This window comes from Actinomycetota bacterium (assembly GCA_036280995.1).
In the GTDB taxonomy this organism is placed as follows: domain Bacteria; phylum Actinomycetota; class CALGFH01; order CALGFH01; family CALGFH01; genus CALGFH01.
The window spans coordinates 1-11,302 of record DASUPQ010000353.1 but is presented as its reverse complement, the minus strand read 5'-3'; the positions used below and the strand labels follow the sequence as shown (position 1 = coordinate 11,302).

Sequence of the window (11,302 nt, the reverse complement as noted above, 5' to 3'; positions counted from 1 at the left end):
AGTAGTCGGCCCCCTCGGCCTGCTGGAACGAGCGCCGCATGCCGGCGGTGTCGACCAGCCGGTAGCTTCGTCCGGCCCGTTCCACGATCGAGTCGACGGTGTCGCGGGTCGTGCCCGGGGTCGGGTCGACGATGGCCAGGTCCTGGCCGGCCAGGCGGTTCAGCAGGCTGGACTTGCCGACGTTGGGCCGGCCGACGATGGCCAGCGCCGGCACCTCCGGCTCGTCGCCGGTCGCCGCCTCGGCGCCCAGCCGCTCGACGACGGCGTCGAGCAGGTCTCCCGACCCGCGGCCGTGCAGGCTGGACACGGCCAGGGGCTCGCCCAGGCCGAGGGACCACAGGTCGGCGACCTGCGGTTCGGCGGCGGCGCTGTCGACTTTGTTGGCGACCAGGAGGACCGGCACCCGGCCCCGGCGGAGCCGGGCGGCGACGGCGGCGTCCTCCTCGGTGACCCCGACCGTGGCGTCGACCACGAACAGCAGGAGGTCGGCCTCGGCCATGGCCCGTTCCGCCTGGGCGACGACGCTGGCCTGGAGCCCGGTCGCCTTCGGCTCCCAGCCGCCGGTGTCGACCAGCTCGAACCGGCGGCCGGACCAGTCGGCCGGGTAGGCGACCCGGTCCCGGGTCACGCCGGGCACCTCCTGGGTGATGGCCGCGCGCCGCCCCAGGATCCGGTTGACCAGGGTCGACTTGCCGACGTTGGGTCGCCCGACCACCGCGACCCTTGGCAGGCGGCCGGCCGGCTCGTCTCCCTGCTGCTCCATTGCTTTGTCGCTTTGTCTACTCATCACTTTGACTGCTTATTGCCTTGTGTCGGGCGGGGACCGGGCCCGCGGTGGCCAGGAACGCCTGGAGCCGCTGGCGCAGGACCTCGCTGGCCGCCCTGCGGCCGGCGCGGTCGCTGGTCGACTGGGGCAGGTCGATCGCCGGGCCGACCACGATCCGCACCGGCGAGGCGAACGGCAGCCAGCCGAACCGGCGCCGCACCCGCTCGGTGCCGAAGATCGCCACCGGCAGCACCGGGCAGCGCTGCCGGACCACGATATAGGCAAGTCCGGGGTGGACGGCCGCGAACGTCCCGTCTCCCCTGGTCCCCTCAGGGAACAGCCCCAGCATCGAGCCCCGGGCCAGCACCGCGTCCGTCCGCCGCAGCGCCTCCCGGTCGATGCCCCCCCGCCGCACGGGGAACTGCCCGATCCACCGCATGATCCAGCCGAGCGGCCCCACGAACAGCTCGGCCTTGGCCATGAACGCCACCGGCCGCTTCAACGCCGAGGCGAGCAGCACCGGGTCCATGTTGCTGCGGTGGTTCGACGCCAGGATCACCGGCCCCTGGTCCGGGACGTTGTCCCCCCCTTCGACCCGTATCCGGAACCAGACCCGCATGAGCGGCTTGACGACCGTCCCGGCGATCAGGAACCCCCGATCCGGGTTCTTCTCCCTTCGCCCCGGGCGCTTCCCGACCTGCTCGCTGGCGCCCCCGTCCTGCTCCTCGGCGGGGCCCGCACCACCGTCCGCGCCGGCCGGCCCGCTGGGGCTGTGGACGGCCACGGGCATCCGGTTCGCGCGCCGGGACAGCCTCCCCCACCGGGGGACCCGGTCCCGGAGCCGGGGGCTGGAGGCCGGGCCTCGGGGGCCCTCGTGTCCGGGTCCCTCCTGTCGGGACCCCTCGTGTCGGGGGCCGCCGGTCATCGCGGGCGGCTGGATCTGGCCGCTTCGATGAGCTGGAGGAGCTGGTCCACCACCTGGTCGATGGAGCGGGTGGTGGAGTCGATGATCAGGGCGTCGGCGGCCGGGCGGGTCGGGGAGGCGGCCCGGCCGCTGTCGAGGGCGTCGCGGCGGGCCAGGGTCTCGGCGGTCTCGCCGCCGCCCCCGGCGTCGCCGGTGCGCCGCCGGGCCCGCTCGTGCTCCGAGGCGGTGAGGAACACCTTGACGTCGGCGTCGGGCCAGACCACGGTCCCGATGTCACGGCCCTCGACCACGATGCCCCCGACCCCGACCAGCGACCGCTGCAGCCCGACCAGCAGCTCACGGACCTCCGGGACGGCGGAGACGGCCGACACGGTGGCGTTGACCTCCGGGGTGCGGAGCGCCGGTCCCGGCTCGGTCCCGTCCAGCAGCACCCTGGCCGCCCCGGCCCGGCCAGGCGGCAGCTCGAGGGTGAGGTCGACCGCCTTGGCCGCGTCGGCCACCGCCTCCGGGTCGTCGACGGGGACACCCCGGCGCAGCAGCGCCAGGGTGAGCGCGCGATAGGTCGCCCCGGTGTCCAGGTAGCGCAGGCCGGCCCGCTCGGCGACCCGCCGGGCGACCGTGCTCTTGCCCGACCCGGCCGGCCCGTCGACGGCGACCACCACGTCGGCGGTGCCCTCGACCGGCTCGTCGCCGCCCAACCCGACCACCCTCACCTGGCCTCCCTACTCGACCAGCTCACCCAGCTCACCTGCACCTCGCTCATCACCCGGCCTGTCCCGGGGCAAGGGCCCCGCGTCGGCCGGCCCGGGCTCCCGGCCGCCCTGGCCGGCGCGGGCACATCGCATGGATCCCTGGTCCGGGACCTGTGCCCATCCGCAGCGCAGTCTACCCGCTGGCGGCCCTGCACCCTCACCGTCGTCGCTCACCGGAGAGTCGGGAATCGCTATGTCTATCTATCGATGGATAGGTAGATCTATTGATCCACAGTGTGCTCCGGTCAGGGGGCGCCGGTGCCCTCGTGGGCGGGCCAGCCGGCCATCTCCAGGGCGGCGATGGCGGTGGTGAGGGCCTCCCGGCCGGCGACCCAGATCCGCAGGGCGCCGCTCCCCCCCTGCAGCTCGTGGTCGATGGCCAGGTCCTCGACGTTGACCCCGGCCGCGCCCAGGGCGTGGAACACGGCGGCCAGGCTGCCCGGCCGGTCCGCGATGTGGACCACCACCTCCCGCAGCCCGCGGGGCGAGGCGCCGGGCTTGGTCGGGATGCGCAGGCGCGCCGTCCGGGCGCTGGCCAGCTCCTCGCGCAGCCCGGCCCGGTCCCCCTCGGCGATGAGCTTCCGCAGCACCTCGAGCCGGCTGGTCAGCACGTCCAGCGCGGCCACGATGCTCGGGCCGTTGGTGGCGCAGATGTCGACCCACAGGTCCGGGTCGCTGGCGGCCACCCGCGTGGTGTCGCGGAAGCCGCTGGCGACCAGGCGGCGCAGGGCGGCCGGCGACTCCACCTGGGCCACCGCGCCCATGAGGGCGGTCGCGGCCAGCTGCGGCAGATGGCTCGCGAACGCCGCCACCTGGTCGTGCAGCTCCGGGTCGAGCATGAGCGGCCGCCCGCCGAGGTCCCGCACGAACGAGGTCAGCCGGCGCAGCGCCTGGTGGTCGACGTGCGGGGCCGGGGTCAGCACCCAGGCCGCGCCGTGGAACAGGTCGACCCGGGCGGCGCTTGCCCCCCGCTCCTCGGACCCGGCCATGGGGTGGCCGGGGATGACCCGCCGCAGATTGGTGGAGGAACGTTGAAGCTCAGCTAGAAGGTGCAACTTGGTACTGCCGACGTCGGTGAGCACCGCCTCCGGGTTCGCCGCGTGGGCGCGGGCGAGCACGCCGGCCAGCGAGCGGACCGGGGTCGCGGCCACGATCAGGTCGGCGCCCTCGGCGGCCTCCTCGACGGAGCGGGCCCGGCTGGTGATCGCCTCCCGTGCCAGGGCGTCGCGCAGCTCCCGCCGGTCGTTGTCGGCTCCCACCACCTCGGCCACCCCGGCGGCCCGGGCGGCCAGCCCGACCGAGGCCCCGAGCAGCCCGGTGCCGACGATGGCAAGCCGCCGTGGCCATTCGGCTGCCGGGGTCACCGAACGGCTCCTGGCGTGGTCGATGGCCTCTGGACGGTCGCTGTCATCGGGTTCACTCCGGAAGGTCGTCGCGCAGGTGCCTGGCGCCGTGCAGGTAGACGTGGCGCAGGCTGGGCCTCGGCAGGGTCGAATAGCAGTGGATCAGCACCCGGATGGTGTTCGGGTTGCCGCCGATCACGTCGAGCTCGCCGGCGCAGAGCAGCGGCACGTCGCCCAGCCCGAGCTCCCGGGCCGCCAGGGCGGGGAACGCGCTGCGCAGGTCCCGGGTCGAGGTGAAGATGATCGACACCAGCTGGTCGTGCTCGACGCCGTTGCGCTGCAGCAGGGCGGAGAGCAGCTCGCCGGTCCGGCCCATGACGGCGTCGGCGGTGTCGGCGTCGACCGTGGTCGCACCGCGCAACGCCACCAGCCGCTCCTCGTTCACCAGCCGATCTTCGCCCGCCGACCGGCCCTCACTCCCCGGCCGGCCCTCGCCCACCGGCCGGCCTTCATTCACCGGCCGCCCCCGCGTGCCATCGCTTCGTCGACAAAGCGACAAAGTGACATGTGGATAGACCGATAGGTTGCTTCATAGTCCTGCTGCCTTGTAGAGCCTTCTGATCTCCTCCGGCCGCAAGGGCCGGAACTCCCCGGGCGCCAGGCCGGTCAGGCGGATCGGCCCGACCGCGGTGCGGACGAGCCGGCGGACCGGGGCGCCCACGGCGTCCAGCAGCCGTCGCACCTCCCGGTTGCGGCCCTCGACCAGGACGACCTCGACCATGCGCCGGCGACCGGAGCCGGCGACCACCCTGACCCGGACCGGCTTGGCGAAGCCGTCCTCGAGCTCGATCCCCCTCCGCAGGCGGCCTGGGGCGTCGGCCGGCAGGCGTTCGACCTCGGCCAGGTAGCGCTTCTCGATCCCGTACCTGGCGTGGGTGAGCCGGTAGGCCAGCGGCCCGTCGTTGGTGAGCAGCAGCAGCCCTTCGGTGTCACGGTCCAGGCGGCCCACCGGGAAGACCCGCGGCTGCTCGGGGACCATCCCGACGACCGTCGGTCGACCCTCCGGGTCCGCCGCCGTGCTCACCACCCCGGCGGGCTTGTTCAGCAGCCAGTAGCGCCGCCGCTCGTCCAGGACCACCCGTGACCCGTCCACCTCGACACGGTCGTTGACGGGATCGACTCGCCGTCCCAGGTCGTGCACGACCGTGCCCCCGACCGACACCCTCCCCGCCCGGACCAGCTCCTCGACCGCCCGCCTGGACCCGAGCCCAGCCCCGCTCAACGCCTTGTTGAGCCGTACCGGCTCGCCCCCGTCACCGCCGGGTGACGCCGTGCCCGAGGTCACCCGGTCGGCCCGGGCGGCACGAGTCCCGGTGGGCGGCGCGCCCTTCGAGGGCCGGGTCGGCCCCGTCGATGACCGCCGGGCCGAGGCGACCGGCCGAGACCCGCCCTCCTGACCGCCTTGGGTCGAGCGGCGCGCGTCCCGAGAGGACCGGCTCCCCGTGCGGCTGTCCCTCGCTCCCCGACCCGAACGGCTCGCCGTCCGTCCCTTCGCCTCCGGTCGACGGTTAGGGTCACGCACCTGGCCCTCCGTCTCCGCCCGACCCGCGTTCGCTCGACGATCGGGACCGGCGGCCCGGCGCTCCGCGCTCCCGCGGCGGGGGGAGGAACCTGTCGCGACGGGTCCGGGCCCACCTCGGCGTGGTCCGGAGCGACCCGCCGTGGATGCGCCGGAGCGTCGCCCTTCCGGGTCGCTCCGACGTGGGCCTCCGGACGGTGGGCGCCCTCGGCCATCTTCCGGTCCGCGGCGGCCGCCGGACGGTGGCCGCGGGCGTCCTCCGGTCGGCTGCTGGGCAGCGGCCGCACGGCGGGGAGGGCGGGACGTCGTAGCCGGGCGCGATGGGCGCGAGCCGTCGTTCCCGGTCCGCGAGCCGTCGTTCCCGGTCGTGGAGCGGGAACGGTCCCCCCGGGCGGACGCGCGGGTCGGCCCGGCGGTGGAGCGCGGACGATCTCCCCCGGCGGAAGGGCGGGACGGGCCGGCCGGGGTCATGGCTGGTCCTGCAGGTCGAGGAGGTCGACGCCCTCTGGGAGGTAGTCCTTGATCGGTGGGAGCTGGTCGAGGTCGTTGAGGCCGAGCTGTTCCAGGAATGCCGGGGTGGTGCCGTAGAGGGTGGCCTGGCCGGGGCCGGGGTCGGTTCCCACCTCTCGGATGAGGCCGCGGGCGGCCAGGGTCCGGAACACCCCGTCGACGTTGACGCCGCGGACGGCCGCGACCTGGAAGCGGGTGACCGGCTGCCGGTAGGCGATCACGGCGAGGGTCTCCAGGGCCGCGCGGGTGAGCCGGCTCTGCTGGCCGGCCCGCAGGTAGGCCTCGACGGCGGTTCGGGCGCCCGGGCTGGTGTAGAGGCGCCAGCCGCCGGCGATGGCCCGGAGGACGAACCCGCGTCCGTCGCGCGCGTACTCGCCGGCCAGGCCGACCAGCAGCTCCTCGACCTCCGAGAGCCGCGACCCGACGATCTCGGCCAGGACGGTCGCCGGCACCGGCTCGTCGGCGACCAGCAGGATCGCCTCCAGGTCGCGCCGGGTCCAGCCGCGGTCGTCCAGCTCCACCGCGTCGAACACCTCATCCGGCGGCCACGCGGTCGGGTCGCCCTCCGACCCGTCCACCCCCGGCCCTCCCGCGGTCCCGCGCCCAGCCGTGCCGGCCGCCGTCTCCTCCACCGGCTCGGCGTCTGGGCGCTCGGGCTGGGGGGCGGGGGTCGGGGTCGGGTCGGTCATGCCGGCTCCTCGACCGTCAGGTCGATGACGTCGACCAGGTCGCCGCCGGTCCAGCGGACGGTGATGTCGCCGAAGGTCGACGTCTGGTCGAGCTCGACCAGCGAGCGCTTGTACAGCTCCAGCACGGCGAGCAGGCCGATCACCACCTCGATCGGCACCGCCTGGTGGCCGACCAGCTCCTCGAAGCTGCTGGACCCGCGGTCGTGGAGGCGGTGGGCGAGGGAGGTGACGGCCTCGGCGACCGACAGCCGGGGCGGCGCGATGTGGGTGGTGGTGACCTGCGGCGGCGGGACCGGGGTGAGGGCCGCGGCGGCCAGGCGGGCCAGCTCCTCCGGGGTGACCCCGACCAGCAGCTCGGGCACGATGCGGCGGAGGAGGTCCTCGGCGCCGACCCGGCGGGGGACGTAGGCCGTCTGCTCGGCGAAGCGGGCCCCGAACAGGCCGGCGACCTGCTTGTAGGCCCGGTACTGGAGGATCCGGGCGAAGAGCAGGTCCCGCTCCTCGAGGACGGCCTCGACCTCGTCGGGGTCGGCGTCCGGGGCGGGGAGCAGCCGGGCCGCCTTCAGCTCCAGCAGGGTGGCCGCGACGACCAGGAACTCGGTCGCCACCTCGAGGTCGAGCTCGCGCATCCGGCGCACCTCGGCCAGGTAGTCCTCGGTGATGCGGGACAGCGACACCTGCCAGATGTCCACCCGCTGGCGCGCGATCAGGTGCAGGAGCAGGTCGAACGGCCCCTCGAACACCTCGGTCCTGACCACATAGTCCATGTATCTACTTATCTACTTGTCATCGAGTCGACGAATCGATGCGCTGGGACGGCGGAGCGGCGCCGGGAGATCGGCGCAGCCGGCCGATGGTAGCCAGCGTGCGGCGTCGGGGACAACGGCGGGCCGCCGCAGGGCCGTCAGCCGAGGGGCGGCCGGTCAGCCGACGGAGAGGCCGACCAGGCCGTAGAGCGCCTCGGTGATGGCACTGAAGATGGGGGTCAGGAGGTTGGGGGCCAGGATCAGGAGGCCGAGGAGCAGGAAGATCCCGTACTGGTCGAGGAAGTTGAGGATGCCCTGGCGCGACGGCGGCAGGACCAGCGAGAGCAGGCTGGACCCGTCCAGCGGCGGGATCGGCAGGAGGTTGAACACGCCGAGGATGACATTCACGGTGACCAGCATGTAGAGGAGTCTCAAGCTGAACGGGACATCGAAGGTGGTGTCGGCAAACGGGTAGACGAGGCGGAACGCCACCACGCCGGCGAGGGCGAGCACGAAGTTGGAGGCCGGTCCGGCCAGGCCGACCATGATCCCCCCGAACCGCCGGCTGCGGAGGTTCGACGGGGTCACGGGCACGGGCCGGCCCCAGCCGATCCCGGCCAGGACCAGCGCGATGGACCCGAGCGGGTCGAGGTGGGAGATCGGGTTGAGGGTGAGCCGTCCCTGGGACCGGGCCGTCTGGTCGCCCTGGAGGCTCGCCACCGCGGCGTGGCTGAACTCATGGAAGGTGATGCCGACGATCACCGCGATCAGGAAGGCCACGAACGCCTGGGGTTCGTCGCGGAGCAGGAACAGCGGGGAGCCCATGCCTCAGCCTCGTTCGAACGGGGGGTTTCGGCGCCGGGACACGCCGTTCCGCGCAACCCTAGCACGGGGGCAGGTCTTGCATGGGCGCCCTCCCTGGCCTCGGCCGGTGACCGCGGGGGCGACCTGGGGCGGCGGTCAGGCGCCGACGACCTCGTGGACGAGGGGCGGCGGGTCGACGGGCTGGTCGCTCCAGCGGAGGGTGGCGAGCAGGCCGTCGCTGGCCGAGCGGGCCGCCTGCTCGTCGCGGGCCAGGATGCGGCCGATCGGCTGTCCGGCCTGGACCTGGTCGCCGAGCTTGACCGAGAGCTCCACGGCGACGGCCGGGTCGATGTCGTGCTCCTTGCGGTGGCGGCCGGCGCCGAGGGCGGCCGCGACCCGGCCGACGGCCTCGGCGTCGACCGCCGCCAGCCAGCCGTCCCGGGGCGCCTCGACCTCGGTGGTGACCGGGGCCTGGGGCAGGATCGAGAGGTCGTCGGCGACCCGCGGGTCGCCGCCCTGGGCGGCCACGAACTCGCGGAAGCGCTCCAGGCCGTCGCCCCGCTCCAGGGCCCGCTCGGCGTCGCGGCGGCCCGCCTCGGGGTCGGCGGCCGTGCCGGCGAGGGCGGCCATGTACCCGGTAAGGGTCAAGCAGAGGTCGAGGAACCGGCCGGGGCGCTCGCCTCGCAGGGCCTCGACCGCCTCGCGCACCTCGACGGCGTTGCCGACCATCTCCCCCAGGGGCTGGTCCATGTCGGTGACCAGGGCGGCGGTGCCGCGCCCGGCGTCCCGGCCGATGTCGACGCAGAGCCGGGCCAGCCCGACCGCCTCGGAGGTCTCGTGCATGAACGCACCCGAGCCGGTCTTGACGTCCAGCAGGATGCTGGCGGCGCCGCCGGCGAGCTTCTTGCTCATCACGCTGGAGGCGATCAGGGCGACGTTGCCGACGGTGGCCGTCACGTCGCGGAGGGCGTAGATCGACTTGTCGGCCGGGACCAGGTCGGCGGTCTGGGCGGCCACGGCCAGCCCGATCCGCTCCACCTGGTCGAGCAGCTCGTCGGCGCCGAGGCCGACCCGGAAGCCGGGGATCGACTCGAGCTTGTCGAGCGTGCCGCCGGTGTGGCCCAGGCCGCGCCCGGACAGCTTCATCACCTGCATGCCGAGGGCGGCGGCGAGCGGGCCGACGACGAGGGTCGTGCCGTCGGCGACGCCGCCGGTGGAGTGCTTGTCGACCGTCGGCCCGCTGAGGCGGCTCAGGTCGAGCTGGTCACCGGAGGCGACCATGGCCGCGGTCAGGGCCTCGGTCTCGGACCGGGTGAACCCGCGCAGGTAGCCGGCCATGAGGAACGCCGCCATCTGGTAGTCGGGCAGCTCCTCCCGGGCGTAGGCCAGGACGAAATCGCGCAGCTCGTCGCCGGCGACCTCCCCGCCGTCCCGCTTGCGGGCGATCAGGTCGACCGCCCGCACCCCGCCGCTCACCGGCGCACCCTCCGATCCACCAACGTCTCGTCTGCGCCCGCCCTGCTCACTGCGGCACCGTCCGGGCCCCGGGCGACCCCCCTGTGGACAGGCGCGGGCACGTCGTCCGCCCGCCGGCTACCCTCCCGATCCGGGGGCCCCGGCAACCAGGGCCGGTGAGCTCGCGCGCCCCGCTCATCTCGCGCGCCCCGCTCGTCTGGCGCGTTCCGCTCGTCAGGTGAGGCGTTCGACCAGGGAGGCGTCTCATCTGGTGAGGCGCTTGACCAGCGGGGCGTCGGCGCCGTCGCGTTCCAGCTCGGACAGGACCTGGGCCAGGGCCTCGCGGACGATGCGGCCCCGATCGACGGCGACGCCGTGCTCGCGGCGGAGCAGGAGACGCGCGTTCTCGAGGTCCATCAGCTCGTCGGCGGTGCAGTAGAAGGTGACCTTCTCGTCGTGCCGCTGGCGCCCGCTCGGGACCCGCTCGGCCGGTTCCCGGTCGCGCCGCTCGGCCTCCTCGGACGGCTGCTTGGCACCCCGGCCCTTCTCGATCGAGGTGACGCGGAACAGCTCGTCGGCCCCGGGCAGGCTCGCACGACCCTTCATGACGCCAGTACCTCCTTGGCCAGCTCGCGGTACGCGACCGCCCCCGACGACGAGCCGGCATAGGTCAGGATGCTCTCGCCCGCCACCGGCGCCTCGGCGAACCGGATGGTCTTGGCGATGACGGTCCGGAAGACGCGACCCCCGAAGGCGTCTTCGACCCTGCCGAGCACTTCGCGCCCGTGGACCGTCCGGGCATCGTACATGGTGGCGAGGATCCCGACGATCTCCAGGTCGGGGTTGAGGCGCTCCCGCACCTTCTCGATCGTGTCCATCAGCAGGGCCATGCCGCGCAGGGCGAAGTACTCGCACTCGAGCGGGATCAGCACGCCGTCGGCGGCGGTGAGGGCGTTGACGGTGAGCAGGCCCAGGCTGGGCGGGCAGTCGACCAGGAGGTAGTCGTAGCGCTTGCGCAGGACCCGCAGGACCCGCGAGAGCGCCTGCTCGCGGGCCACCTCCCCCACCAGCAGGACCTCGGCCGCGGCCAGGTCGATGTTGGAGGGGAGCAGGTCGAGCCGTTCCTGCTTGGTGGCCTCGATGCAGGCGCCGGGGTCGGCCTTGGGGTCCATCAGCAGGTTGTAGACGGTGCGCTCGAGGGCGAGAGGATTCAGGCCGAGCCCGACCGAGAGCGCCCCCTGCGGGTCCATGTCGACGAGGAGCACCTGGCGGCCCTGCTCGGCCAGGGCGGCTCCGAGGTTGATGGCGGTGGTGGTCTTGCCCACCCCGCCCTTCTGGTTCGCCAGGGCGATGACCTTCCCCATCTCCGGCACCTCCGGACCGCCCGCGGAACGCTTTGTCGTCACATTGCCTTGTCTCTTCGGCGTCGAAGCGTGAAGTCGCTTTGGGTCTTGGTTGATGGAACGACAAGTCGACCTGTCGTCTCGTCGATGGTTGGGGGCGGGCGCATCTTACCCACCGGGGAGCGGCGGAGGAAGTCGCCAGATCCGACCACTCTCCGTGGTCAACCACGCTCCGCGTTCGCTGGCAAACTCGCTCTCCGATGAAATGTGGATAAACGTTCGACCTCCCGGGGTTGCGTGGTCGGCCCCGGAGGGCGTTCTGCTTCGATTGCGTCTGCGAGGCGGGCGCGGGCCTACGCCGACGGCGCCGCGGCGGGCACGGCCGGGATC

General features: G+C 74.0%; 12 protein-coding genes and 1 pseudogene. 1 reads left to right on the top strand and 12 read right to left on the bottom strand.

The features are described 5' to 3' along the window. The 6 genes from der to VF468_12020 all read right to left on the bottom strand — a co-directional run. Positions 1 to 787: ribosome biogenesis GTPase Der (gene der, locus VF468_12045; protein HEX5879029.1), on the bottom strand; the 787-nt coding region annotated here is incomplete at its 3' end. After that, positions 780 to 1,556 (bottom strand): lysophospholipid acyltransferase family protein, encoded by a 777-nt coding sequence (locus VF468_12040; GenBank protein ID HEX5879028.1) that lies wholly within the window; start codon positions 1,554 to 1,556, stop codon positions 780 to 782. The genes VF468_12040 and der, both read right to left, overlap by 8 nt. Positions 1,557 to 1,687: 131 nt before the next feature. Further along, complete coding sequence (gene cmk / locus VF468_12035) at positions 1,688 to 2,404, bottom strand: (d)CMP kinase (protein HEX5879027.1); 717 nt, start codon at positions 2,402 to 2,404, stop codon at positions 1,688 to 1,690. Positions 2,405 to 2,688: 284 nt separating this feature from the next. Continuing rightward, positions 2,689 to 3,807: a prephenate dehydrogenase/arogenate dehydrogenase family protein gene (locus VF468_12030; GenBank protein ID HEX5879026.1), complete on the bottom strand. Its 1,119-nt coding sequence runs from the start codon at positions 3,805 to 3,807 to the stop codon at positions 2,689 to 2,691. Between the two features lie 52 nt (positions 3,808 to 3,859). After that, a complete protein-coding gene (gene aroH, locus VF468_12025; GenBank protein HEX5879025.1) occupies positions 3,860 to 4,231 on the bottom strand; it encodes a chorismate mutase in 372 nt (123 codons plus the stop codon). Positions 4,232 to 4,375: 144 nt separating this feature from the next. Then, positions 4,376 to 5,131, bottom strand: coding sequence for a pseudouridine synthase (locus VF468_12020; GenBank protein ID HEX5879024.1), 756 nt, complete (start codon positions 5,129 to 5,131; stop codon positions 4,376 to 4,378). Between VF468_12020 and VF468_12015 the strand changes: the two genes are divergently transcribed. Further along, positions 5,118 to 5,243: a hypothetical protein gene (locus tag VF468_12015; GenBank protein HEX5879023.1), complete on the top strand. Its 126-nt coding sequence runs from the start codon at positions 5,118 to 5,120 to the stop codon at positions 5,241 to 5,243. The two genes, VF468_12020 and VF468_12015, sit on opposite strands and share 14 nt — an antisense overlap. 589 nt (positions 5,244 to 5,832) lie before the next feature. On the opposite strand, the gene scpB is transcribed toward VF468_12015, so the two are convergent. The 6 genes and pseudogenes from scpB to VF468_11985 form a co-directional block, all read right to left on the bottom strand. Continuing rightward, complete coding sequence (gene scpB, locus VF468_12010) at positions 5,833 to 6,564, bottom strand: SMC-Scp complex subunit ScpB (GenBank protein ID HEX5879022.1); 732 nt, start codon at positions 6,562 to 6,564, stop codon at positions 5,833 to 5,835. Further along, positions 6,561 to 7,331, bottom strand: a complete 771-nt coding sequence (locus VF468_12005) for a ScpA family protein (protein ID HEX5879021.1) — start codon at positions 7,329 to 7,331, stop codon at positions 6,561 to 6,563. Before VF468_12005 ends, scpB begins: the two co-directional genes overlap by 4 nt. A gap of 156 nt (positions 7,332 to 7,487) precedes the next feature. Beyond that, positions 7,488 to 8,135 (bottom strand): site-2 protease family protein, encoded by a 648-nt coding sequence (locus tag VF468_12000; protein HEX5879020.1) that lies wholly within the window; start codon positions 8,133 to 8,135, stop codon positions 7,488 to 7,490. A gap of 135 nt (positions 8,136 to 8,270) precedes the next feature. Beyond that, positions 8,271 to 9,590 (bottom strand): thymidine phosphorylase, encoded by a 1,320-nt coding sequence (locus VF468_11995; GenBank protein ID HEX5879019.1) that lies wholly within the window; start codon positions 9,588 to 9,590, stop codon positions 8,271 to 8,273. A gap of 243 nt (positions 9,591 to 9,833) precedes the next feature. Next, positions 9,834 to 10,076, bottom strand: a pseudogene (locus tag VF468_11990) (hypothetical protein). 95 nt (positions 10,077 to 10,171) lie between these two features. After that, positions 10,172 to 10,933 (bottom strand): AAA family ATPase, encoded by a 762-nt coding sequence (locus VF468_11985; GenBank protein HEX5879018.1) that lies wholly within the window; start codon positions 10,931 to 10,933, stop codon positions 10,172 to 10,174. Positions 10,934 to 11,302 lie beyond the last annotated feature (369 nt).

Bases quoted from the DNA above. Each gene is read 5' to 3' on its own strand.
- VF468_12040 (HEX5879028.1), bottom strand. From the start codon at position 1,556: ATGCCCGTGGCCGTCCACAGCCCCAGCGGGCCGGCCGGCGCGGACGGT.
- scpB (HEX5879022.1), bottom strand. From the start codon at position 6,564: ATGACCGACCCGACCCCGACCCCCGCCCCCCAGCCCGAGCGCCCAGAC.
- VF468_12005 (HEX5879021.1), bottom strand. From the start codon at position 7,331: ATGGACTATGTGGTCAGGACCGAGGTGTTCGAGGGGCCGTTCGACCTG.
- VF468_12000 (HEX5879020.1), bottom strand. From the start codon at position 8,135: ATGGGCTCCCCGCTGTTCCTGCTCCGCGACGAACCCCAGGCGTTCGTG.
- VF468_11985 (HEX5879018.1), bottom strand. From the start codon at position 10,933: ATGGGGAAGGTCATCGCCCTGGCGAACCAGAAGGGCGGGGTGGGCAAG.